We start from the raw sequence: 24,487 nt of genomic DNA, 5'->3' as shown, positions 1-24,487 counted from the left end.
GCCGGCATCAGGGTTTGTGCCAGCGCGCGAGGCGTCCGTAACGCCCGATAGTGCGGAACCGCTTCTCCACCTCGGCGCGGCGGGCCGACGGGACGACCACCATCAGTTCGTCGCCCTCGTTGAGACGGTCATCAGAGTGCGGAACGATCGGTTCGCCCTTGCGCAGGATGACCGCGATCACCGTGAACTTGGGCAGCCGCAGTTCGCGGATCGTGACACCGTGCAGCTTGGAGCCCTCCGGCACCTTCACCTGCATGAAGTCGGCCTGGATCTGGTCCAGAGGCGCCACCTCGACCTCGATGTCGTGCGGGTCGATCTCGCCGGCCACCCCGAGTTTGCGCGCCACCCACGGCAGCGTCGGCGCCTGCAGCATGGTGAACACAACGACGAAGAAGAGCACCTCTTCGGAGATGCGTTCGGCGGCATCGAGCCCGGCCGCCATCGGCACCGTCGCCATGATGATCGGCACCGCGCCGCGCAGCCCGGCCCACGAGATGAAGGCCTGTTCCCGCCAGGGCACCTTGAACCACACCGCGCACACCATCACCGACAGCGGCCGCGCGACGAAAGTGAGGAAGGTGCCGATCACGAGCGCCTCCCCCACCATGTGCGGCGTGAGTCGCTCAGGGCTGGCCAGCATGCCAAGCATGACGAACAGCCCGATCTGTGCCACCCAACCGATGCCTTCGGCGAACGACTTGGTGGCGTTGCGGTGCGGCAGCTTGCTGTTGCCGAGGATCACCGCGGCCACGTAGACGGCCGCGAACCCGGACAGGTGCAGCCACACTCCGAGCCCGTAGGCGATGACGGCGGTGGCCAGCGCCCCGAGCGGGTAGAGGCCGGACGCCGGCAGCGCGACGCTACGCAGCAGGCGGGCGCCCACGAACCCGACGGCCGCGCCGAGCAGGACGCCGCCGGCCAGCTCGATCAGGATCAGCACGCCCAGTTCGGTGGCCCCGCCCTCGGGCAGTTCGCCCAGCGTCCAGGCGGTGGCGGCACCGACGAGCAGCACGATCGGGGCATCGTTGAGGCCCGATTCCCCCTCCAGCACCGAGCGCACCCGGCCGGGCAGCGGCATCCCGCGCAGTACCGAGAAGATGGCGGCCGAGTCGGTGGGGGCGGTGATCGCGCCGATCAGGACCGACTGCGGCAATGACATGCCCAATCCCAGATGGCACAGTGCCGCGACCAGCCCGATCGAGACCAGGACGCCGACCGTCGCGAGCAGGCCGGCGATGGTGAGGGAGCCCTTGATGTCGACCCATTTGGTCGCGAACCCGCCCTCGGCGAGGATGAAGACCAGCGCCGCGAAGCCCAGGTTGTGCGCCAGTTCGGCGTCCGTCATGTGAATGCCGAACAACTCCAGGGACAGGCCCAGGCCGAGGAAGAGCAGCAGCGCGGGCAGGCCCACGCGCGAGCTGAGGCTGGCAGCCCAGGTCGCCACGATCAGCACGATGGCACCGATCAGCAGCAGCATGTCCAGGCTCACGAGACCTCCCTTGTCCCAGCCTATCGGTGAGACGGATGCGTCCAGATGGGATGCCCGTAAGACGCGACCAAGGGACACCTGAGTTCGGCCGCTCCCCGGCCGGTGCGGCACCATAGGGGAAATCACACGGGTCAAGGGAGCCCAGCGATGGTCGTTGGGCCCCGATGCAAAGGAGCATTATGACGTCAGTCGCCAACAACACCCCCTCGAACGCGCCCGCCGACCTGGTCGCGTGGGTCGACGAGGTCGCGGCTCTGACCAAGCCTGATGCCATCTACTGGTGCGATGGCTCCGAGGCAGAGCGCGACCGCCTCAACGCGCAGATGGTCGACGCCGGGGTCTTCATCAAGCTCAACGAGGCCAAGCGCCCCAATTCCTACCTGGCGCGCTCAGCCCCCTCCGATGTCGCGCGTGTCGAGTCCCGCACGTTCATCTGCTCGGAGAAGGAAGAAGACGCCTGCCCGACCAACAACTGGGCCGACCCGGTCGAGATGCGCACGACCCTCACCGGGCTGTTCGACGGCAGCATGCGCGGTCGCACCATGTACGTGATCCCGTTCTCGATGGGCCCCCTGGGCGGCGCGATCTCGCAGCTGGGTGTCGAGCTCACCGACTCCGAGTACGTCGTGGTCAATATGCGCATCATGACCCGTATCGGCACCGAGGCGCTCAACCTGATCGCTGAGGGCAAGCCGTGGGTCAAGGCGCTGCATTCGGTCGGCTACCCGCTGGTGGACGCCGACGGCAACCGCCGCGAGGACGTCAGCTGGCCGTGCAACGACGAGAAGTACATCACCCACTTCCCCGAGCACAACGAGATCCAGTCCTTCGGCTCCGGCTACGGCGGCAACGCGTTGCTGGGCAAGAAGTGCTTCGCGCTGCGGATCGCCTCGACGATGGCCCGCCGCGACGGCTGGATGGCCGAGCACATGCTGATCCTGAAGATCACCCGCGAGGCCGACGCCAAGGAGTTCTACCTGGCGGCCGCCTTCCCGAGCGCCTGCGGCAAGACCAACCTGGCCATGCTGCAGCCGACCATCCCGGGCTTCAAGGTCGAGACCGTCGGCGACGACATCGCCTGGATGCGCCCCGGTGAGGACGGCCGCCTGCACGCGATCAACCCCGAGGCCGGCTTCTTCGGCGTCGCCCCGGGCACGTCGGTGAAGACCAACCCGGTGGCGCTGGCGTCCCTGGATCACGACACGATCTTCACCAATGTCGCGCTGACCGACGACGGTGACGTCTGGTGGGAGGGGCTGACCGACGAGAAGCCCGCGCACCTGATCGACTGGAAGGGCAACGACTGGACGCCGGAGTCCACCGAGCCGGCCGCACACCCGAACAGCCGTTTCACCGTCCGCGCCGACCAGGCGTCCACGATCGCCCCGAACTGGGAGGATCCGGCCGGCGTCCCGCTCGACATCATCCTGTTCGGCGGACGCCGCGCGTCCAACATCCCGCTGGTCGCGGAGTCCTACGACTGGGAGCACGGCGTCTTCATCGGCGCCACCGTCTCCTCGGAGCAGACCGCGGCCGCCGAGGGTTCGGTCGGCTCGCTGCGCCGCGACCCGTTCGCGATGCTGCCGTTCTGCGGCTACAACATGGCCGACTACTGGCAGCACTGGCTCGACATGGGTGACACCCTGGGCGACAAAGCGCCGAAGATCTTCCAGGTCAACTGGTTCCGCAAGGGCGCCGACGGCTCGTTCCTGTGGCCGGGCTTCGGCGACAACGCGCGTCCGATCGAGTGGGCGATCAAGCGGGTGATGGGCGAGGTGGACGCCGAGGCGGCCATCTCGGGCCAGCTGCCCAAGCCGGGCGACCTGAACGTCGACGGGCTCGACCTCGACGAGGCGACCCTCGAGGCGATCTTCGCGCTCGATCCGGAGGCGTGGGCCAAGGAGGCCGACCTGACCGAGGAGTACTTCGCCCAGTTCGGCGACAAGCTGCCGGCGCGCCTGTCGGCGCAGCTCGCCAAGCTGCGTGAGCGCATCGCTTCGGCCTGATCGCATCGTCAAAGGGGTGGGCCCCGGTCCTGAGGACCGGGGCCCACCCCTTTGCAGAACGTCCCGTGCCAGTGTGTGGCCGGTGCGGGTCAGGACTCCTTGGTGTCGTCCGGACGCGCCGAGGCCAGATCCTGCTGGACCTCCTCCAGCACCGACTCCTCCAGCGAACGCTTCGGGCGGAACACCGTCGAGCGCAGCAGGATGAACAGGGTCAGCAGCAGGAACGCGATCGAGATCCAGCTGCTGACCAGCGCACCGGGCCCGCCGATGACGAGCGCGCGGCGCAGGTTGCCCTCGGCGATCGGGCCGAGCAGCAGGCCGAGCACGACCGGGCCGGCCGGAATGCCCGAGCGCTTGAGCGCCAGGCCGATCACGCCGAAGATCAGCATCTGCACGACGGTCATCACCGAGTTGGTGGTCGTGTAGGTGCCGACCATGCAGAACACCAGGATGATGGTCCACAGGTACTGCGGCTTGATGTCCAGCAGCATCGTCATGCCCTTGGTGCGGGCCAGGCTGACCGCGCCCAGGATGATCGTGGCCGTGATCATGATGGCCGCGATCAGGATGACGATGTCGGGATGGTTGCTGAACAGCGACGGTCCCGGCTGCAGGCCCCAGATGATCATCGAGCCGATCATCACCGCCATCACCGAGTCGCCCGGGATGCCGAGAGCCAAGGTGGTGGTGAGCGCGCCGCCGAGCGTGGCGCTGGACGCGGCGTCCGAGGCCGCCACACCGCCGACATAACCGGTACCGAACTTCGCGCGCAGCTTGCCCGCAGCCGCCCGCGCCCGGTCCCAGCCGATCAGGCCGGCGATGTCGCCGCCGGCAGCCGGCACGATGCCGACACCCAGGCCGACACCGGTGCCGATCAGGGCCGGCTTGACCGACTCACGCAGTTCGCTCTTGTTGGGCCACCAGCGGCCGAGGCCCTGCACCGCCTTGGTCTTCTGCTCCCGGTGGGTGAGGATCTGGTCGAGCACCTCAGCGATGCCGAACAGGCCGATGATCACCGCGATGAACTGGACGCCGCTGGACAGTTCGTCCGAACCGAACGTGAACCGCGCCACACCCGTGATCGGATCGCGGCCGATCACGGCGAGCAGCAGGCCGAAGACGCCGGCCAGAACACCCTTGAGCAGCGACTGCGCCGAGATGCTGATGATGATGGTCAGGCCGAACAGGACCAACGCGAACATCTCCGCGGGCCCGAACTTGAGCGCGAAGCCCGCGATGGGCTGGGCGATCAGCACGAACAGCAGCATCGAGGCCAGGATGCCCCCGGTGGTCACCAAGCCGGAGATGACCAGGGCCAGGCCGGCCTGGCCGTTCTTGGCCATCGGGTAGCCGTCCAGCGTGGTCGCGATGGACGCCGGCGTGCCCGGCGTGTTCACCAGGATGGCCGGGATCCGGTCACCGTACTGGCCGCCGACGTAGATGCACAGCATCACGGCCAGGCCCTGCGCGGGCTCCAGCGTGAGGGTGAAGCCGGACGCCAGCGCGACGGCCATCGTCATGGTCACACCGGGGAAGAACCCGACCAACAGGCCGAGCAGCATGCCGACGGCCATGCAGATCAGGAAGGTGGGATCGGCGAACCATTGCATCGCCTGCGCGAACGCGTTCATAGCGGCACCCTCAGCAGCACGCGGAACAGCACGTAGATCAGCCCGGTGATCCCGGCGGGGAAGGCCACCAGCCACAGCGGCGAGCGGACGCCGAAGATGAACAGCGTGCCCACCAGGAACACCGCGCAGGCGAGCACGAAGTTGACGTAGGCCCACAGCAGCAGGAACACGATGCTCGCGAGCACCACGAGTCCCACCTGCGTCTGGCCGGCGCGGGTGGCCAGGTTGACGCCTTCACGCTCCTGCGGGCGTCCCGCCTTCGCCTTGATCAGCAGCCCGATCGCCAGCGCGATGGCCAGCCCGGACAGCAGGGTCGGCCAGTCCTTCGGGTGCAGGCCTCCGGCGTCCACCCGCGAGGTGATCTGCGTCGACAGGGCCAAGACGGCACCGGCGGCGACCAAGGCCACCACGCCGATGAGCAGCTCCAGGCGTGGGGACGCCGGTGCCGCGAAGCCGGTCTCCTCGGCCGCTCCCGCGTCGGCGGGATCTACAGCGCCCATCGTCCCACCGCCTGATCGATCGCGGCACGATCGTCGTCGGGCAGGGGCGCGACGGCGGCCCGGACCGGCCCGCCGGGCAGGCCGCGGGCCTCCACACCCGCCTTGAGGTAGCGGATCTCACCGGCGTGCACGACCGCGACCAGACCACGGACGATGCCGGCGAGTTCGGTGGCGCGCGCCTCGTCGCCCGCCGCGATGGCGTCCCGCAGTTGCAGGAACGGAGCCGGGAAGACCGAGGAGACCCCCGAGACGACGCCGTCGCCCCCGGCGGCCATCAGCGAGGCGAACGAGACGTCGTTGCCCGAGAACACCCGCATCGCATCCGGGGCGTGCTCGACGTACGAGGCGACGGTCGCGTCGTCGTAGCCGCTGAGCTTGACCCCGGCGACGCCCACCTCGAACAGCCGGGGCAGGATCGCCGGCGCGCAGCGGGTGGTCGTCCGTGCCTCGAACAGGTAGGCGTACACCTCGGCCTCGGGCGTGGCCTTGACCAGGCGAGCGAAGTAGTCGATCACCTCGGCTTCGGGGGCGGGGAAGTAGTAGGGCGTGACCGCGGCCAGTTTCCGCGAGCCGAGGTCGACCGCCGCGCGGGCCAGGTCGACCGCCTGGTGGGCGGTGGCCGCGCCGACGTGCTGGTAGGCGCGGTCGGGACCGAAGGCGTCCAGGCCGGCCTTCAGGACGGCGAGGCGCTCGTCGCGCTCCAGCGCGGTGAACTCACCGGTGGTGCCGGCGACGAAGGCGCCGTCGACCGGGCGCGACGCGATGTCGGCGAACAAGGCGCGGGTGCCGTCCAGGTCCAGCGACCCGTCGGTCCGGAACGGGGTGGGGACGGCGGTGATCAGGTGCGGACGGCGCGAGGTGCCGCCCTGGTTGGTGTCAGACATGTGGGTCTCCTCGTAGGAAGGGACGCCGACCGGAAGGGCCCGGCGGGACGGTGATCCCGCCAGGCCCCGCAGGTCTAGCGCAGGGAGGACAGCAGGTCGCCGAACCGGGCTGCTTCGCTGGTCACGAACGCCTCGGAGTCCGCCGCGCTGTGCCACTCGGGAAGGTTGCCGGCCTTGGTGATGACATCGGAGTACTTGTCCGAGGCCACCGCCTTCTTGACGGCCTCGTCGTACACCGTGACCACGGCCTCAGGCATGCCCTTGGGCCCGCCCACCAGACCCCATCCACCGATGGAGAGGTCGACGCCCTGAGCCTTGGCGGTCTTCACCTCCGGCAGCGAGGCGATCGGATCGTCGGCCAGCACGGCCAGGATGCGGAGCTGGCCGTCCTTGTGCGCTTGGGAGGTCTCCGACGGGCCGGCGACGACCGCGTTGATCTGGTTGCCGATGGCGGCGGTCACCGCGGGGGCGCCCCCGTCGAAGGGAACCGGACGGAAGCTGGTGCCGGCCGCCTTGCCCAGGGCGATGGTGGCGGCCTCCCAGATCGAGCCGGCGCCGGAGTTGCCGACCGTGATGGTGTCGGGGTTGGCCTTGGCGTCGGCGAGCAGCTCGTCGAGGGTCTGGTACTTGGAGTTGGCCGGCACCGCGACCGTGGCCGGGACGCCCACGATCTGGCCGAGGTAGGCGTACTTGGCCGGGTCGATGTCGTAGCCGTTGTGGGACAGCATCACCGTCTCCACCGGCATGTAGCCGATGGTGTAACCGTCGTTCTTCGCGCTGGCGAGGGCACCCAGGCCGACCGATCCGGCGCCGCCGGTGCGGTTCTCGACGACGATGGAGACGCCCAGCGTGGGCTCCATCTCGCTGGCGAGGGTGCGGGCGGCCAGGTCGGAGGCACCGCCGGCCTGGTAGGGCACGATCATGGTGATGTCCTTGGCCGGGAACTTGGCGTCCCCGCCCGCAGGACCACCGGACGGGCCGCCCGAACAGCCGACCGCGAGCGCGCCGACGGCCACGAAGCCGACGACCGTGGCGAATCGCTTCTTCATCATGTCACTCCTTTGTGAGTTGTTTGTGCGTTGTCACGCGTGGGATTCCTCGGTGGGGTGGTCTTCAGGCGGACGCCGCGACGGCGTCCGTTTCGAACACCGCGTCGTCGAGCGAGTGACGCACGCGCTGGCGGGCATCCTCGAGATGAGCGGTGAGTTCGCGGTCGACGGCGTCATGGTCGCCGCTCGCGATCAGGTCGTGGAGCAGGACGTGCCGCTCGAACGACGGCTGGACGTCCTGCCAGGTGATCCGGGACACCAGCAGGATCGTTTCGACGCTGGCGCGGTACTGGTTCCAGATGGTGGTGATCCTGCGGTGGCGGCTGAACACGAAGAACTGGCTGTGGAAGTCGGCGTCGGCGACCGTGAAGGCCTCGTGCCCGCCCGTCTCCACCGCCCGGCGCATGTCGTCCAGGGACGCCTTCAGGGCGGCGGTCAGGCCGGGCAGGTCGTTGTCCATCGAGCGATGCAGCGCGGTCGATTCGAGCAGGTGCCGCAAGCTGTACAACTCGTCGACGTCGTGAGGGCGCAGGCCGCGGATCACCGCCCGCCGGCCCTTGCTGTCGATCAGCCCCTCGCCGATCAGGGTGCGGACGGCGTCCCGCACCGGGCCGCGGCTGGTGCCGAACTCGGCGGCGAGATCGTCGGCGACGATCACCGTGCCCCGGGCGAGCTCGCCCGTGACGATCATGCGTCGCAGCTGACGGGCGACGCGCTCCCCCAGCTGTTCCTGGGCGACGGGATGGATCGGCATGCTGTGAACCTCTTCGTTCACCGTTAACGGTCGACGGATAACGGAAGGCTAAGACGGCAGCATCCGCCGGTCAAGGGTTTGCGTGATGTCTCGGCCCGGCCGCCTGGGGCGTCCGAGGAATTATTTGTCCATATCCGCGCGTAATTAATGGCCTGTAGGGCGGGTTCGGGCCGCTAGTGTGGCGCGATCCGACCTCTTCGACACCGCTGTCGTACGCCCGATCTAGGAGCCCATGTGAAGCTGTCCCCCGCCTCCGAGGCCATCGTCAAAGCCACCGCCGCCGTGGTGGCCGCGAACGCCGAGACCATCACCCGCACGTTCTACCCCGACATGTTCGCGGCCCATCCCGAACTGATGCGGGTGTTCAACAAGGCCAACCAGGCGGTCGGCGAGCAGCCCAAGGCGCTGGCGGCGTCCGTGGTGGCCTACGCGGTCAACCTGATCGACCCGGACGCGCCCGACTTCACCCCCGTCATGCAGCGCATCGCACACAAGCATGTGTCGCTCGGCATCAGGGCGCAGGAGTACACCATCGTCGGCCACCACCTGATGAAGGCGGTCGGCACCGTGCTGGGCGAGGCGGTCACCCCTGAGGTCGCCGCCGCCTGGGACGAGGTGTACTGGCTGTTCGGCTGCGCGCTGATCGCCGAGGAGGCCAAGCTGTACGCGCTCGGCGGCACCGACCCGGACGCCCCGTGGCGCCAGTACCGCGTGGTGGAGCGCTTCGAGGAGAGCGACGACATCTTCAGCCTCGTGCTCGCCCCCGTCGAAGGCGAGACCCCGCGGCACGCGACCGGCCAATACGTGGCGATCGCGGTCAACCTGCCCGACGGCTCGCGCCAGCCGCGGCAGTACACCATCTCGTCCGGGCCGCGTGGGGATGCCTTGCGGGTCACGATCAAGCGGGTGAAGGGCGTCAATGGCGCCCCGGACGGCCAGGTGTCGAACTGGCTCGGCGACAACGCCCAGCCGGGCACGATCCTGGAATTGTCGCAGCCGTGCGGCGACCTGGTCCTCGAAGACAGCGACGACCCGATCGTGCTGATCTCGGCGGGCATCGGCATCACCCCGGTCGCGGCGATCCTGGAGGACCTGTCGCGCCGCCAACCGAACCGCACCGTCCGGCTGTTCCACGCCGACCACAGCCACGACACGCACACGTTCTACCCGTCGCTGCGCCGCCAAGTGCTGTCCATGGCGGACGCCCGCGCCCAGAACTGGTACGAGGAGGGCGCCGAGCAGGCGCCGACCCTGCACCCGGCCCGCTCGGGCCTGATGGATCTCTCCGACGTCGAACTGCCCGAGAACCCGATCGTGTTCATGTGCGGCCCGCTGCCGTTCATGTACGCGGCCCGCAAGCAGTTGCTGGCCCGCGGCGTGAACCCCGAGCGGATCCGCTACGAGGTGTTCGGCCCCGACATGTGGGCGCAGAACCCCGACAACGGCTGAGGTAGGAGGACGGTCCGTCGCCAGGCCACCCTGGTGGCGGACCGTCGCCGTCCCGCCACCAGATTCAGCGTCCCCGACTCACCCGGCTCACGACGCCGCCGCGCCGGAAACGTCACACAAATCCTCGCCAGACGGACACTCACCTTCGTTGTGGGTGACGTTTCCGGCAGTTAAGGAGCACTCGGCTTCTGCTCGCCCGGGATGTCACGCCATCGCCGGGCCCAGATGACCACCTTGTGCAGTCTGGTGTCGCAGTTCGTACCCTGACAGGCAGGTAATGCAGCACCAGACCGCACCTGCGGGAAGCCCGCGCCGAGTCAGAAGGAGAGCGTGGTGGGGTCCGGGAACTCGGGATAGACGATCTCGTCATCGTGGGGGGCGAGTTCCAGGTAGCTCGGCACGCCTCTATCGATGAACAACAGCACCAGAGCGTCCGTGAGCCCGGCCATCAGCACCACCCGGCCCTCGGCGGCGTCCGGAGCAGGGGCCGATCGGTCAGCAAGCGAGATGCTCGGGCACGTCCCGCATCCGCAGACGCCATCGACCCTGAGACCGGGCACGCGGGCACGCCAGCCGCTTCGGGCGGCGGCAGTGGGCGTCGCCTGGTCGTCGAATGCGCCGGCATGGTCGATCATGGCCACAAGGACCTGCTGTTCTCTGCTGCTGAGAGGACGATCCACCTCACCGACTCTACCGAGCACACGCCAATCGATGCTCGAGCAGGACCACCTGGTAGGGGTTCCACGTCGACAACGTGTAGCGCAGGACGAGGTGGTCACCAGCAGGGGTGGCATCGAACAGATAGGGCGCGTACCCCGCGCCGGTCGAGCGGGCTTGAAGTGTGAAGACACGGTCCCCCACCGGATCGCCGTCACCATGTGCCTTGATGAATCGCTCCGACGGGTCGTGGTGCGACATCCCCCGCGCCACCCAGTCGAGCAGACGATGCCGCGGCGTCCACGGACCCCACGGCGTCGGCGAGGTGCGCAGCGTGACGGACGGGCCGATCGGATCCTCCGGACCACTGCCCGCCAGCAGCAAGAACCGCTCGATCCCGGCCACCCAGCGCACCGAAATCTCCCCGAACGCCCCCGGATGCAGCAGCGGACGGGCGTCTTCTTCACGCTCGGACCACACCGGAACCCCGCCGCCCGGGCACCGGTCGGCCGCCGCCGAGAGATCACCCGCACCGTCCGGCCGAAGCGGAACGGCGTCCATGCCCGCCCAATAGCGCAGGCCGAGCGCCTCGCGCGAGATCGGGCCGGGCGAGGCGAGGGCGTCCGCCACGCCGGGACGCCTCGGGTCGAGGACGGCCAGGCGCAGGTTGCCGGCGCGGTAGGCGTCCGTACCGAACAACAGGATGACGTCGTGATCGCCGCCCCAACCAGGAATGCGCGAGGCCGGGAACCGCTGGGCGGAGACGTTGATGAACAGACGGCCCGAGAGGGTGCACAGCGCGGTGAACCGCAGCGGACGCCGCGAGGCCGACTCGATCGGCAGGCGCGGGTCGGCGGCGCGGGCGAGCACCGAGCGCCCCATCGTCTGGAAGCGGGCGAAGTGGTTCGAGGTGGCGAGCAGGAAGAAGTCACCGCCGGTGCTGAAGGCGTCCAGCGGCACGTCGTATTCGCGCATCGTCACGCCGAGCCCGTCGATCTGCAGCGGCGCCCCATGAAACCGGACGCCGGGCAGTCCCGGAATCGGGCCGTCGGGGGTGAGGCGCGCGATCGCGTCGCGGGTGACCAGCCACGGACGCCGCCGCCAGTGCGAATCACCAAAGAGCAGATAGGACGCACCACGATGGTCGACGCGGACGCCGAGATCGGTGCCGCGCACGCCTGCGGTCGACGCGGACCGGCTCAGCGTCGGGCGCAGGCCGCCGTCGAGGGTCGGCTGGGTGTCGACATCGCCCGAGACCTGAGCGAGCTTGTGCGAATCGACCGGATCGACGGTGAAGTGGCGATCGTCGAGCCGGACGCAGGAGTGCCGCATCCACCGCGGACGATCATCGTCCTGGAACGACGGCCCCGTGGTCGGCGCGCGACCGTCCCGGCCACGCGGCCACGGCCACCAGGACGCCCCGAGCAGGCGTGAGGTGCCATCGTCCCGTTCCGGTCGCTGCCGGCCTCGCCGCCGAGACCGATCGTCCTGCCGGTGATGGTGGAAGACCGAGCCGTCCTCGTCGGTCAGCGCCTGGAGCCAACCGCCCGCGGCCACCAGCGCGGACGCATCCGCCGCCACTCGCGCGTCGCCGGTCGCCGCACCCGGGCGACGCCAGCGCGGCACGATCGGAGCCCGTTTCCCCGACGAGGCGGCCGACTCCCGCCCCAGCGCCTGCCGTCCCGGGAACAGTTCCGGTGAGCGAAGACTTGAGGGCGCCAGCGCGAGGCCGCGGATGATGCCCGCACCCCAGGTGAGCGGCCGGTCCGGGGTGGGTTCGCGACCGGGCAGGACGGTCCAGGTGTCGACGCGGTCGGCGTCCGCAAGGGCGATCAGCCAGCCGCCGCTCATCGGAGCAATCGCTGCCGCAGCCCCGGGTCTCGCTGATTCCTCGCGATTCTCAGGGGCCGGGCCACGAGGCCCGTCGCCACCACCTTCAGCCGGCAGTCCGGTCGGGCCACCGGCCAGCAGCAACCGCTCATCACCCACCGGGGAAGGGAACCACCACCGGCCGTCCTGGCGCATGACCATCGCCCACCGGTTGCCCTCGGACGCCAGCGCCGCAGCGTCAGCATCAGGAAGACGGCTCTCGCGGCACCAACCGTGCCGGTGAACCCAGATCTCCACGGCATCATCGACCGTAGCCGCCACAATGAGGACGCCGCCCGCGACGGTCGCCGAGACGGCACGACCGGGAAGTGGGATGCCCAGCGACTCCCAGCGCAACGAGGTCGCGTTGGCCGCGCGATAGTGCGCGACGCCCCCGGGCTCGGGAACGAACACGTCGCACCCCTTCGCCCGGGCCACGATCGCGCCGGGGCCGACGGCGTCCGGACTGATCAATTCGCCGCGACGCCAGTCGCGATCGGGACGATCCTGGGCGCGACGGTAATGCCACAGCCCGGAACCGTCCGCGCCGAGCAGCACCGCGTCCAGTTGTGTGGGAGCGGCGAGCCCACGGACGCCGGGCGCGCTGGGTGCGATCCCCTGCACCAGCGACGACGGTCCGAGCACCGGTGTCACGCCTTTGTCGTCCATGCGCCGCACCCTACTGCCGCAGCACACCAACGACGTAGGGTCGCGGAATGACCGTTGACCAGCCCACCAGCACGCCCGCGATCGACGCCGTGGTCGCACTCGGTCTCGACCACGAGGTGACCCGGCATGGGCGGGTGTCATCGCTGGCCGAAGCGGCCGCTCTTCGCGGCATCGAACCGCGCGATCTGGTGAAGACCATCGTGGTCAGGCGCGGGGAGGACGACTACCTGTTCGTCCTCGTTCCCGGCGACCGTGAGTTCAGCTGGCCGAAGCTGCGCGCACTGCTGGACGTTTCGCGCCTGTCGATGCCGGACGCCGCCACTGCACTCGCCGTCACCGGCTATGAGCGTGGAACGATCACCCCGTTCGGCGCCTCTCATGCCTGGCCGGTCGTCGCGGACGCCTCGATCACCGGCCGCCGGATCTCGCTGGGCGGAGGCGCCCACGGCGTCGCCTTGGCTCTCGATGCGGACGCCGCCCTGGCCGCCCTCGAAGCGAGAGTCGCCGACGTCACCGATCCTCCCTGACGAGCACCGGCCTCTCCCTAAGGAGCACCGACAGCGCACTCCCGCGCTCGACCTGGGCCTCGGATGCGCTTGCCAAGGATCGCTTTGCCCCACGACGTCCACACAACAAACGCCCGTGCTCGACCTGAGCCTCAAGGGCGCTGGGCGGGGCCCAATCTGTGCCCCGCTCTGCCCCTCCCGCCAGGGTTTCAGCTTCTGCGAATGCGGGACCAAGATGTGGTCGTTCTCAGACGGGTGATCGGCGCGTGCCAAGGGGGTGAAGAAGGAAGGGCCAAGGTGTGGTCGTTATGAACCGGCCACGCGCCCTGGAATACGACCACATCTTGGCCCAACCCTCACTCCGGGTCGGCAACCCGCCTGAGAACGACCACTTCTTAGCCCAACGCGGTGTGACGCCCCGGCCAACCGACGAGATCACTCCCAGGGGTCGATGAGGTCGATGCCACAACCGTCGAAGTCGCGCGGCGCGAGCGTGAGGCCATTGGTTCTGCAGATCGCGGCGATCATGGCGTCGACAGCAGGGCCGCGGTCGCCCGGGGCGGCTCAACCGTGCGCTCGGGGAACTCAAGATCAACGGGGTCCTCGCGCATGGCGACGTGAAATTCGATCAGCGCGTTCGGGACCGCCACATCACCCCTCACCTGATCGGCGAGGATCTGCCGAACTTCCGCCTCCATCGACCGGCCATGCCTGCGTGCCCTCCGCTGAAGCGCCTCATGCACCTGTGCATCCAAACCGCGCACCGTGATCGTCACCATCTGACACCTCCTCTTCCACCCACGCTGACAATAGCCGGGCGCCAGGAAGGAGCGAGCGGCGATCATGGTTACAAGTCCGAGAATGAACCACCTCCCCCCGAACAGGCACCCCAACAGGGGAACCATGGCTAGTTGTTCTTCGTCGACGAGAACCGGAACCGCATGTGGGAGTCTCTTGCCCCCTCTTCGAGAAGGTTCGGATCGCTGCACCCCCGAAGCGGACCATGGCGCAGAGTGCCGGGAATGTCACACAAATCGTCTCGGCGAAGCGCCCGAGCGACGATTCGTGTGACATTTCCGGCATCCAAACCCTGGCCCGAACAACCCTCACCAACGAATCCAGGCAACGGAGCACACGCCCCCTCCTGGCGCACCCAACTTCGTCCGCACGCATGCTGCAACACACGCGGTGACAACGTCTCGCGCAAGGCCACGGAGCGCATATCCATTTGACGATGCCCTGTTCGTGGGCATAGCGTGAAACTGTTCCGTACAAGATCGTCCAAATGCGGAATCCGGTGAGGCAGTGGAGCCCGATCGGGGACATTTCCACTTCACTAAGGGCTTCAGCGGCTCGGTCTATCCAACGTTCGGCATGTCCGCCTGGCACTCGTGCCGGGTCTCCGTACTAACGTCGCTCCGACGGCCGCGCGGCGGTCGTTCCCATGAGGTTGGCGAATCAACTGATGAACGATCAATCAGGATATTGATTTTCCCAAGAAAAGGAGTTGTTCGTATGCGCAGAGCGTGGTCTATCGGGGCGCTGATGCTAGCGGTGGTTGTGCCGTTGTCTGGTTGTGCTACGAGTCGGGTTCCATTGGCCGAGGAGACCGGTTCGTTCGTCACTGACGATACCGTGCTGGCGGTGCGATTGAGCACACAGGCAGTCCACTCTCAGGGCGAGAAACACGGCGGGTATGTGCTCTTGGTTTCCGATGACGGCAGTACCAGACGTGTTGATGCTGGAATGCTCCAGGGGTCGTTGCTTGCATGGGCAGGCGATACGTTGTACATGGGTGGGCCAGACGAGGAGTTTGCTATCGATGGCTCGGGCATGAGCGCTGATCTCCGGGGAGGCTCTCCCATCAGTTCCGAGACTGCCCGGTATGCATACGGTGATGGGTTCATCTCGTTGTATAACGGCGGCGACACCGGCCAGGTATACATGCAGCAGGTGACCGCTGGCGATACGTCCGGTGTCGAATCCTGGGATGCTGATGGTTGGTACTCGTCCGTGGGTCAATGCGGCGATGTGGTGGTAGGCGTGAGCGAACTCCAGTACACCTCCCTGGCCCCTCAGGCAGCCGCGATGGGATTTGATCCTGGCAGCGAGAACAGCACGACCAATGCTCTGATACAGCTGTATCCCGAACCCGCTACGCCAGAGGACAGACTGCTCGGCGTTGCGACGACTGAGGGTGTCGTGACTTCAGGAGGAGCTCCGGCCTACTGCGCCGATGGGAAGCTCTACACGTTCGGTCAGTTGCGTGCCAGCCGTTCCGTGGCCAGTGATGATCCTTCCCGTGAGGTCATCCTGCATACCTGGGACATCGCCACCGGTCAGCGCTCGACGACCCCGATCGTCGTCGACAGCGCCGTCAGGCCCGACCAGCCAACTGAGAACATTCCTCCGGCAAGGAGCATCGTCCGCGACGGTGAGCTCTGGTGGGTGGTGAGGGACGGCCGGGTCTTCATGACCGATCTTAAGACGGGTGAGACAACAGAGCGCTTCACTCTTCAGACCACGAGCCCGAATCCCATGACTGCTTACTGGTTGAACTTCCAGTTCACGAAGGATCATCTCTACGTGCTCGACGGCGGCGGGTCTGACGCCGCGCCGATGGTGTTCTCCCGATACGAACTCCAGACGGGAGCCCGGGACGAGCTCGACACCCTGCCGTCACTCAAGGACGTAGACCCAAGCCTTCGCCTCTTCGTCTACGACATCGCAGTCCGGCCCAGCCTCAAGGAGTGACTCGATCGAGGCGCTCATAGCTCGCGCCTCCTGAAGGTCGGTGGGCTTCTCTGGGAACCGTCGAGCAGCACCGAAAAAGACAACTGAGACCAAAACTGAGACCACGGGCCTTGTGAACGCAGAAAACGCTGCCGAGGAGCACGAGCTCCTGGGCAGCATTTCCCGTAGTCAGTGGCGGAGGTGGTGGGATTTGAACCCACGATGGGGTTAACCCCCAAACCCGCTTAGCAGGCGGGCGCCATAGACCTGACTAGGCGACACCTCCTCAACCGAGAACACAGCCTATCGCCCGATGTGCCGACGGGCAAAAGCCGGGTACGAGCCGCGGGTATGCTCGGTGTGGTTACTTGACGGGAGGGCGATGGCCACACAGCAGGACTCGGACGGCTACTCGTCCGGCGCCGACATCGCGCGCCGCTCGCTGCCCGATGAGCCATCCCAGCGCCGGGGGCGCCCGCGGCGTCCGGTGCGGGAGGGGAGCTTTCCCGCATCCCTCGGCTGGGCCGTCGCCGGAACCTTGATCCCCGGGCTCGGGTTGACGCGCACGCGCTGGCGTCCGTTGGGCGTGGCCTTGCTCGCCCTGACCATCCTCGTCATTCTCGCCGTCGGCATCACCGCCCTGGCCGCCCCCACCCTGCTGTTCACGCTCGTCGGGATGCCGGGCGTGCTCGAACGTCGCCTGGGTGGCGATCACGGTCTACGGCCTGGCGTGGGTGGTCAGCATCGCGGCCACGCATCTCGCGCTACGCCCCACCCCCGCCCGCGCGTGGCAGCGGGCCCTCGGGTCGGTGCTGATCGGCGCCCTCGCCCTCGTCGTCGCCGCCCCCACCTTCGCGGGGGCGCGCACCCTGTACGACACGACCCAGTTGATCAGCGGCGTCCTCAACGGCGGCGGCGCCGGCGAAGACAACCCTTACGGCACTGTCTTCAACCCGTGGGCCCACAAGGCGCGGCTCAATGTGCTCGTCCTCGGCGGCGATGCCGGCGCAGACCGGACGGGCAACCGAACCGACACCGTCATGCTGGCGTCCATCGACACCAAGACCGGCAACACCCTGCTGTTCAGCCTCCCCCGTCAGACCGAACGCATGCCGTTCCCGCCCGGGTCAGCGCTGGAGAAGCGGTGGCCGCGCGGGTTCACCAGCGGGTCCAGCAGGGATCGCGACAGCTACTTCCTCAACGCGATCTACGACAGCGTGCCCGTGCTGGCGCCCGAGGCGTTCGGCCCCGAGATCGAGGACCCCGGCGCCGAAGCGCTCAAACTCGCCGTCGGCGAGGCCCTCGGCCTGAAAGTCGACTACTACGCGATGGTCAACCTGGAGGGCTTCGTCGAAATGATCGATGCCCTCGGCGGGATCACCGTCAATATCAGCCAGCCCGTCCCGGTGGGCGGCAAGAACGCCAGCGGCGGCTCCCCCGCGGTGCCGCCGGACCGCTGGCTCCCGCCTGGGCCCGACCAGCATCTCAACGGCTTCGACGCGCTCTGGTTCGCGCGCGGGCGGTACAAGACCGACGACTACCACCGGATGGCGCGCCAGCGATGCGTGATCCAGGCGGTCGTCCGCCAAGCCGATCCGACCAGGGTCGCCGCCAACTATGAGGCGCTCACCAAGGCGGGACGCAACATCGTCGCGACCGATATGCCCTCCAGCCGCCTGTCGGCCATGCTGACCCTCGCGCTGAAGGTCAAGGACGGCACGATGAGCTCGGTGTCGTTCGAGAACGACAAGGACGGCTTCTACACCGCGCACCCGGACTGGGATCTGGTCCGCCAGCGCGTCCGGGACGCCATCGACCCGCCTCCGGTGACCGAGCCGACCGATCCCGGACTCCCGCAGCCGCCGGACTCGCCCTCCGCGGACCCGACGTCGGCCGCCGATCCCTCCTCCGGGCCGGCCCCCTCCGGGAACCCGAGCGAGACGCCCGCGATCGTCGACGAATGCGCCTACAACCCGGTCATCCCGTAGCCGGCCGGGGGGTTAGCCCTCGAACCTCGTGTAGCCGCGGTTCGCGTCGAGGCGACGTGAGATGGCCTCACCCAGGGCGTCCATCTGAAGGGTGGGACCGCCCGGTGAAACCAGATGGATCCGCTCGTTGTCACCCTGGTGCAGCGTGAGGCGTCCGGGAACGGCGGTCACCCGCGTCACGCTCGCCCACGTGCCGACCCGGACGCCGCTCGGCCCGTCCACGCGGTAGCCCGCGTCGTCCAGGGAGACGGTCACCCGTTGCCGGCGGGGCATGGCGAAGGCGAGCAACCCCAGCAGGACGGCGACCAGGAGCACCAGTCCGCCCAGGATGGCGAAGATGGTGCGCCACACTCCCGGCGTGGGGGCGACGATCAGCGCCGCACCCCCGATCGCGAACACGGCGGCGAGGGCGAGGGCCCGCACCGGCGGGCGGGGGGTCATCACGAACACATCGGCAGCCACGCGGCGAGAGTGGGATTCGAACCCACGGAGGGTCTCCCCTCGGCCGCTTTCAAGGCGGCTGCACTCGGCCACTATGCGATCTCGCCCGAGTGCGCCCATCCTAACCAGCACAGCGGACGCTCGCGCGGCGACGCTCGCCTGCGACGACCAGCGCTCCCCTGCTATTACCAAGCTATAACCCAACCGGGGGCTTGCCGCAAGGCCCCCCATGGAGCGCACAATCAGTGGCCGTGCGGACCTCATCACCGCACTGGCAAGGAGCGTCACGTCATGATCATCACCGTTCCCCGGCATCCGGCCAAGGCGGATCCGGCCCTGATCGGCCCCGACGAGCATCATCTGGCCCGGGTCGCGGACGCGCTGAAGGCGCAGATCGCCGAACTAAGCAGGCAACGGGACGCCCTGCGCACGGCTCCGGCGGGCCGCGGCACCCGTGCCCTGGAACGCGACCTGAACATCCACCGCCTCTCGGCGCGGCTGCGGCTGCTGCGCCGCTTCGGCGTGGACGCCTGCCTCGGCCGGATGGTGCCCGCCGGCGATCCCGGGCGTCCCCTCTACGTCGGACGCCTCGGGCTGGCCGATCCCGACGGCGGCGAACCACTGCTGGTGGATTGGCGCGCACCGGCGTCCGCGCCCTTCTTCGCGGCCACCCACGCCCACCCGCACGGCCTGGCCAGCCGCCGGCGCTACCGCTGGTCGGGCGGCCGGGTCGTCGACTATTGGGACGAGGTGTTCGCGCTGGACGGGACCGGTTTCGACGCGGACCAGGACTCGCCGGGCGCGACACCTCCACGGGCCGCGCTTTCCTCCACGGTCACCCTGGACGATCAGTCGGCGTTCATCGCCAGCCTCGGCGACGCACGGACGCCGCGGATGCGCGATGTGCTGGCGACGATCCAGGCCGATCAGGACGCGATCATCCGGGCGGACGCGCGCGGCGCACTCGTGGTGGACGGCGGTCCGGGCACCGGGAAAACCGTGGTCGCGCTGCATCGCGCGGCCTACCTGCTGTATGCCGACCCGCGGCTGCGGGCGGGCCGGGGCAGCGTCCTGGTGGTCGGGCCGCACCAGCCCTATCTCGCCTACACCGCCGACGTGCTGCCCTCCCTCGGCGAGGAGGGGGTGCGGACCTGCACGCTGCGCGACCTGCTGCCCGAGGGGGCGAGCGCGATCGAGGAACCCGATCCAGAAGTGGCCGCGCTGAAGGGGGACGCCCGGATGGCGGCGGCCGCCGGCCCCGCGGTGGCGCTGTACGAGGAACCACCTACCGACGACCTGGAACTCGAGACCGCCGCCGGCGAGGTGCTGGTCAGCGCGGACATCTGGGCCGAGGCGTTCGCGTCCGCAGGCCCGAACACCCCGCACAACGAGGCCCGCGACGAGGTCTGGGAGGCCCTGCTCGACCTGCTCGCCGACCAGCACGACGACGGCATCACCGCAGACGAGTTCCGTCATGCGCTCGTCCGCGACGCCGCGTTGCGCCGCACCTTCCGGCGGGCGTGGCCGCTGCTGGAGGCGTCCGACCTGGTCAGCGACCTGTGGGCCGTGCCTGCCTATCTGCGCCGCTGCGCGCCGTGGCTGACGCCCGACCAGGTGCGGGCGCTGCGGCGTCCGGAAGGGTCACCGTGGACGGTGGCCGACCTTCCGGTGCTGGACGCCCTGCGGTACCGGCTCGGCGACCCCGAGGCGTCCGCGCGCAACCGCCGCCGGCGCGCCGAGGAGGCCGCCGACCGGGCCTACATGGACGCCGTGGTCGAAGACATCCTGGCCGCCGACGACGACCCCGAGTCGGGATTGGACCTGCTCCACTGCGACAGCATCCGCGACGCGCTCGTGCACGACGACGCCCTGCCCGACGCGGACGCCGATCCGCTGGCGGGACCGTTCGCGCACCTCATCGTCGACGAAGCCCAGGAACTCACCGACGCCCAATGGCAGATGCTGCTGCGCCGTTGCCCCTCCCGCAGCGTCACGGTGGTCGGCGACCGCGCCCAAGCCCGCGCCGGGTTCGCCGAATCATGGACCGAACGCCTGAGGAGGGTGGGCTTCGGCACGATCCGCCAATCCACGCTGACGATCAACTACCGCACCCCCGCCGAGGTGATGGACGCCGCCGCTCCCGTCATTCGCGCGGTGCTCCCGGACGCCGGCGTGCCGGTCTCGGTCCGCAGCACCCGCGAACCGGTGCGCTACGGCGCGATCGGCGAGTTGGACGCCGTCCTGTCGTCGTGGTTGGCCGAGCACGACGAAGGCGTGGCCTGCGTCATCGGCACGCCCGAGCTCCTGGCCAGGGCGCGCCGACCGGACGCGATGCCCGAGCAGGAGACCGCCGTTGCGGCGATCCCGCCGTCCGGGACGGATGGCGACCGGGTGTCCTGGCTGGCGCCCGAGCAGGCGAAGGGGCTGGAGTTCGACCTGGTCGTCCTCGTCGATCCCGGCTCCTGGGGATCGGGCGTGGCCGCGGCGGTCGATCGCTACGTGGCGATGACGCGAGCGACTCAGCGGCTGGTGATCCTGTCGTCGTGAGCATCCGCGCGGACACGGCGTCCGGACAAACACCGGGCAGCCCTCTTAAGGTGAGAGCATGCGCGCCGTTATCGCCACTGAACCGGGCGGACCTGAGGTCCTCCAGATCGCCGACGTCGAGGCCCCGGTCGCGGGGCCGGGAGAGTTGCTGCTGCGCACCGTCGCCGCGGGCGTGAACCGCGCCGACATTCTGCAGCGCCAGGGGCACTACCCGCCGCCGCGGGGCACGTCGGAGATCATCGGGCTCGAGGTGTCCGGCCACATCGAGGCGGTCGGCGAAGGCGTCCAGGGCTGGAAGGCCGGCGATCCGGCGGTCGCCCTGCTGGCCGGAGGCGGCTACGCCGAACTGGTCGCGTTGCCGGCCGGGCAGGTGATCAGGCCGCCCGAGGGCGTCGACCTGGTCACCGCGGCGGGGTTGATCGAGGTGGCCGCGACCGTGGTGTCGAATATGGACCACGTCCACCTCGCCCCCGGCGAGACGCTGCTCACCCACGGCGGCGCCGGCGGGATCGGGTCGTTCGCGATCCAGTACGCGAAAGGGCTCGGCTGCCGGGTGGCGACCACCGCCGGCTCGGCCGAGAAGCTCGATCTGTGCCGCGAGCTCGGCGCCGACATCGCGCTCGACTATCACGACGACTGGGTCGCCCAGCTCAAGGAGGCGACCGGCGGCCGGGGCGTCGACGTCATCCTCGACGTGATGGGCGCCAAGTATCTGGACGCCAACGTGAGGTCGCTGGCCCGCCGCGGCCGGCTGGTGGTGATCGGGATGCAGGGCGGCATCAAGGGTGAACTCAACCTGAACGTACTGCTCAGCAAGAACGCCACGGTGACCGCGACCTCACTGCGGTTCCGCCCGGTTGAGGAGAAGGCGGCGATCGTGGCGCGGGTCGCCGAGACGGTCTGGCCGCTGCTCGCTTCGGGTGCGATCAGGGTGGTCCGCGAGACCCGCTTCCCCGTTGAGGACGTCCGTGCGGCACACGAACATCTCACGAGTGGAGCCAATGCAGGCAAAATCATCCTGACCTTCTAAGATTATTCGGTGAAATTTTCTGCTTACTCCGATCTTTGGCGGCTGCCGGGCATCCGGCAGGCCGTGGTGCTGGGCATGCTGGGCAAGGCTCCGTGGTTCGGCGCCGCGGTCGTGCTCACCCTGCACGTGGTCGGCGAACTCGGGCAGTCGTACGCGAGCGCCGGCGTCCTGACGGCGGTCTTCACCCTGGCGACCGCGCTGGCCTCGCCGATGCGCGGGCGGATGCTCGACCGCATCGGCCTGCGCCGCACCCTGCTGCCCAGCCTGCTGTTGCTGCCGCCGGCCTTCCTGGCGGCACCGTTCCTGCCCTACACCTGGCTGTTGGTCGCGATGGGCGCTGTCGGGCTGATGTCCGTGCCGTGGTTCTCGCTGACTCGGCAGATGGTGCTGGCGGCCGCGCCACTAGGGCAGCGCCGCGCCGCGATCGCGCTGGACTCGGTGGTCACCGAGATGGCGTTCATCATCGGCCCGGCGGTCGGCATCGTCGCGGCCGTGTCGTGGCACTCGGGCTGGACCCTCACCGTCCTCGCCCTGCTCTCCATCACCGCGGCGGCAGTGCTGATGTGGCGCAACCCGCAGCTCGCCTCCGATACCGCCCAGCCGGACGCCGAGGCGTCCGGCGACCGCCCGCGTGGCATGCGCGCGTGGCTGAGCGGCCCGGTGTTGATGACCTTCATGGGCACCGTCGCGGTGTCGTTCATCCTGGGCGGCACCGACCTGGCGATCGTCGCCGCGACCCGCACCATGGACGCCAACAACTGGCTGGCGATCATCCTCGGCGTGTGGGGCGCGGGCTCGCTGATCGGGGGCCTGCTCTACGGGGTGCTACAGCAGCGCACCTTCGGCATCACCGCGCTGCTGCTCGCGCTGGCGATCACCACGATCGCGGGCGCCCTCGGCAGCACCCCGTGGCTGCTGGCCGCGCTGATGGCGGTGGCCGGATTCTTCTGCGCCCCCAGCCTGTCCGCGCTCACCGAGCGCCTGGGCGAACAGGTTCCCGAGATCAACCGGGGCGAGGCCTTCGGCTGGTCGGGCACCTGTTCGACGGTCGGCAACGCGATGGCCCCGCCGATGGTGGGCGTCCTGATGGACTCGTTCGGCTGGCAGGCGGGCTTCGTCGCCGCCGGCGTGATCGGGCTCGTCCTGGCCGGGCTGGGCTGGGGCGCGATGAAGGCCGGCGCCGTCGGCGTCCGCCGGGCCCGCGCCCGCCTGGTGACGGCCGCCTGAGCCCTCGCCTCGCGCACACACCCCGGGGCGACGCGCCGGTCTCGGCGCCTTCGAGAGTAAATCACTGCACTCATTCCGCGACAGCTCCGGAAAAACACACTCGGACTGATGTTTTCACGGGCCCTCCGGAATCGGGCGCAGTGATTTACTCTCGCCCCCGTCCCCAGATGAACCCCGACCCCCGAACCAACACCCGGGCGGCCCGTAGTGTGAGCGCATGGGATTCTTCGACCTGTTCCGTGGACGCCGTCGCGACGACGAACCGGACGCCCCGCGCGAGCGACCCACGGTGCCGGCGAGTGTGACCGTCATCCCGCGTGCCTCGCGACCTGGAAACCTCGGCGCCCTGCCGGAGGGGCTCCCCGCCGGTGAGTTCGTGTTCGCCGAACAGGGTGACGAACCGATCGCGTGGTTGGCCCGCGGCAAGGACCTGCGCGCCCTGTGGGCGCGGCTGGTCGCCGACTTCCCGGCCACCGGCCTGTGGCCCGTGGTCGGCCATCTGTTCACCACCACGGAAGTGCACCGCTGGCTGGAGCGTGAATTCGACGGCCCGGATTTCACCATCCGCCCGGTCGAGGACGTGCTGCGTGCCGGACTGTGGACCACCGAGATCTACCCACCCGACGATCCCGCGGACGCCTGGCGCTACACCTTCGCCGGCCTCGCCCAGGGCACCTTCGACGGGGGTGCCGTGACGCTGCCCACCCCGGACCAGGTCACGGCACTGGTCCTCGTACCGGTCACGCGTCCGGCCGACGTCGCCGCCCAGCTCGGCTGGGTGGGCGCCGGCAACTACGAACTGACCGGCGGCGACGTCACCGCCGTGCTGCGTTCCTGGGAGGACCGGTTCGGCATGGTGGTCACCAACATGGAGTCCGACACCCTTCTCGTGACGGTCGCCACGCCACCGACCGACCCCGCGCAGGCCGAACTGCTCGCCCGCGAGTGGTACGCGTTCTGCCCCGACGCCATCGACCAGGGTGTCGACGACCTGGACGCCCTCGCCGAGGTGGCCATCCACGACACCTGGTATTTCTGGTGGGACTGAGCAGCGACAA

20 protein-coding genes and 2 tRNA genes are annotated in these 24,487 nt (G+C 69.1%); 9 read left to right on the top strand and 13 right to left on the bottom strand.

From position 1 onward, the window contains the following. Positions 1–7 precede the first annotated feature (7 nt). Entirely contained in the window at positions 8–1,477 is a 1,470-nt protein-coding gene (locus QM708_RS09405; protein ID WP_415111368.1) for a potassium/proton antiporter, read from the bottom strand. Between the two features lie 191 nt (positions 1,478–1,668). On the opposite strand from QM708_RS09405, the gene QM708_RS09400 reads away from it, so the two are divergent. Beyond that, the gene (locus tag QM708_RS09400) at positions 1,669–3,495 is read left to right on the top strand and encodes a phosphoenolpyruvate carboxykinase (GTP) (protein ID WP_415107276.1); all 1,827 of its coding nucleotides are present in this window, start codon (positions 1,669–1,671) and stop codon (positions 3,493–3,495) included. Positions 3,496–3,584: 89 nt separating this feature from the next. On the opposite strand, the gene QM708_RS09395 is transcribed toward QM708_RS09400, so the two are convergent. The 5 genes from QM708_RS09395 to QM708_RS09375 all read right to left on the bottom strand — a co-directional run bounded on the left by QM708_RS09395 (position 3,585) and on the right by QM708_RS09375 (position 8,313). Then, entirely contained in the window at positions 3,585–5,126 is a 1,542-nt protein-coding gene (locus QM708_RS09395; protein WP_415107273.1) for a tripartite tricarboxylate transporter permease, read from the bottom strand. Beyond that, a complete protein-coding gene (locus tag QM708_RS09390) occupies positions 5,123–5,626 on the bottom strand; it encodes a tripartite tricarboxylate transporter TctB family protein (protein ID WP_415107270.1) in 504 nt (167 codons plus the stop codon). The genes QM708_RS09395 and QM708_RS09390 overlap by 4 nt, the downstream gene beginning before the upstream one ends. Beyond that, complete coding sequence (locus QM708_RS09385; protein WP_415107267.1) at positions 5,614–6,510, bottom strand: dihydrodipicolinate synthase family protein; 897 nt, start codon at positions 6,508–6,510, stop codon at positions 5,614–5,616. Before QM708_RS09385 ends, QM708_RS09390 begins: the two co-directional genes overlap by 13 nt. A 74-nt stretch (positions 6,511–6,584) precedes the next feature. After that, positions 6,585–7,559: a tripartite tricarboxylate transporter substrate binding protein gene (locus tag QM708_RS09380; protein ID WP_415107264.1), complete on the bottom strand. Its 975-nt coding sequence runs from the start codon at positions 7,557–7,559 to the stop codon at positions 6,585–6,587. A 64-nt stretch (positions 7,560–7,623) separates the two neighbouring features. Beyond that, the gene (locus QM708_RS09375) at positions 7,624–8,313 is read right to left on the bottom strand and encodes a GntR family transcriptional regulator (RefSeq protein ID WP_415107262.1); all 690 of its coding nucleotides are present in this window, start codon (positions 8,311–8,313) and stop codon (positions 7,624–7,626) included. 234 nt (positions 8,314–8,547) lie between these two features. On the opposite strand from QM708_RS09375, the gene QM708_RS09370 reads away from it, so the two are divergent. Beyond that, on the top strand, positions 8,548–9,762 hold the full coding sequence (locus QM708_RS09370) for a globin domain-containing protein (protein ID WP_415107259.1): 1,215 nt from the start codon (positions 8,548–8,550) through the stop codon (positions 9,760–9,762). Between the two features lie 317 nt (positions 9,763–10,079). On the opposite strand, the gene QM708_RS09365 is transcribed toward QM708_RS09370, so the two are convergent. Further along, positions 10,080–10,442, bottom strand: a complete 363-nt coding sequence (locus QM708_RS09365) for a hypothetical protein (protein WP_415107256.1) — start codon at positions 10,440–10,442, stop codon at positions 10,080–10,082. Between the two features lie 10 nt (positions 10,443–10,452). After that, positions 10,453–12,957, bottom strand: coding sequence for a DUF4185 domain-containing protein (locus QM708_RS09360; RefSeq protein ID WP_415107253.1), 2,505 nt, complete (start codon positions 12,955–12,957; stop codon positions 10,453–10,455). Between the two features lie 47 nt (positions 12,958–13,004). Between QM708_RS09360 and QM708_RS09355 the strand changes: the two genes are divergently transcribed. Beyond that, positions 13,005–13,484 carry an aminoacyl-tRNA deacylase gene (locus tag QM708_RS09355; protein WP_415107250.1) on the top strand — a complete coding sequence of 160 codons (480 nt, stop codon included), beginning with the start codon at positions 13,005–13,007 and terminating at the stop codon, positions 13,482–13,484. A 503-nt stretch (positions 13,485–13,987) separates the two neighbouring features. On the opposite strand, the gene QM708_RS09350 is transcribed toward QM708_RS09355, so the two are convergent. Beyond that, positions 13,988–14,242, bottom strand: coding sequence for a FitA-like ribbon-helix-helix domain-containing protein (locus QM708_RS09350; protein ID WP_415107247.1), 255 nt, complete (start codon positions 14,240–14,242; stop codon positions 13,988–13,990). Positions 14,243–15,059: 817 nt separating this feature from the next. On the opposite strand from QM708_RS09350, the gene QM708_RS09345 reads away from it, so the two are divergent. Further along, entirely contained in the window at positions 15,060–16,217 is a 1,158-nt protein-coding gene (locus QM708_RS09345; RefSeq protein WP_415107244.1) for a hypothetical protein, read from the top strand. Between the two features lie 172 nt (positions 16,218–16,389). Here QM708_RS09345 and QM708_RS09340 read toward each other — a convergent pair. Together QM708_RS09340 and QM708_RS09335 are read right to left on the bottom strand one after the other, a co-directional pair. Further along, positions 16,390–16,482 (bottom strand) — tRNA-Ser (locus tag QM708_RS09340). 122 nt (positions 16,483–16,604) lie between these two features. Then, the gene (locus tag QM708_RS09335; protein WP_415107241.1) at positions 16,605–16,805 is read right to left on the bottom strand and encodes a hypothetical protein; all 201 of its coding nucleotides are present in this window, start codon (positions 16,803–16,805) and stop codon (positions 16,605–16,607) included. A gap of 95 nt (positions 16,806–16,900) precedes the next feature. Between QM708_RS09335 and QM708_RS09330 the strand changes: the two genes are divergently transcribed. Beyond that, a complete protein-coding gene (locus QM708_RS09330) occupies positions 16,901–18,184 on the top strand; it encodes an LCP family protein (RefSeq protein ID WP_415107238.1) in 1,284 nt (427 codons plus the stop codon). Positions 18,185–18,196: 12 nt separating this feature from the next. Here QM708_RS09330 and QM708_RS09325 read toward each other — a convergent pair whose 3' ends face one another. Continuing rightward, complete coding sequence (locus QM708_RS09325) at positions 18,197–18,646, bottom strand: hypothetical protein (RefSeq protein WP_415107236.1); 450 nt, start codon at positions 18,644–18,646, stop codon at positions 18,197–18,199. 1 nt (position 18,647) lies between these two features. Continuing rightward, positions 18,648–18,732 (bottom strand) — tRNA-Ser (locus QM708_RS09320). 184 nt (positions 18,733–18,916) lie between these two features. Between QM708_RS09320 and helR the strand changes: the two genes are divergently transcribed. From helR to QM708_RS09300, 4 genes are all read left to right on the top strand, one after another. Continuing rightward, on the top strand, positions 18,917–21,172 hold the full coding sequence (helR, locus tag QM708_RS09315) for an RNA polymerase recycling motor ATPase HelR (RefSeq protein ID WP_415107233.1): 2,256 nt from the start codon (positions 18,917–18,919) through the stop codon (positions 21,170–21,172). A gap of 58 nt (positions 21,173–21,230) precedes the next feature. Next, the gene (locus tag QM708_RS09310; RefSeq protein WP_415107231.1) at positions 21,231–22,202 is read left to right on the top strand and encodes an NAD(P)H-quinone oxidoreductase; all 972 of its coding nucleotides are present in this window, start codon (positions 21,231–21,233) and stop codon (positions 22,200–22,202) included. 9 nt (positions 22,203–22,211) lie between these two features. Then, complete coding sequence (locus tag QM708_RS09305) at positions 22,212–23,429, top strand: MFS transporter (RefSeq protein ID WP_415107228.1); 1,218 nt, start codon at positions 22,212–22,214, stop codon at positions 23,427–23,429. A gap of 217 nt (positions 23,430–23,646) precedes the next feature. Continuing rightward, entirely contained in the window at positions 23,647–24,477 is an 831-nt protein-coding gene (locus tag QM708_RS09300; protein WP_415107225.1) for a DUF4253 domain-containing protein, read from the top strand. Positions 24,478–24,487: the final 10 nt, after the last annotated feature.

Source organism: Propioniciclava sp. (genome assembly GCF_047602245.1).
Taxonomy (GTDB): Bacteria; Actinomycetota; Actinomycetes; order Propionibacteriales; family Propionibacteriaceae; genus Propioniciclava.
Note: the sequence above shows the minus strand (reverse complement) of the source record. Positions and strands in the feature narration are given on the sequence as shown.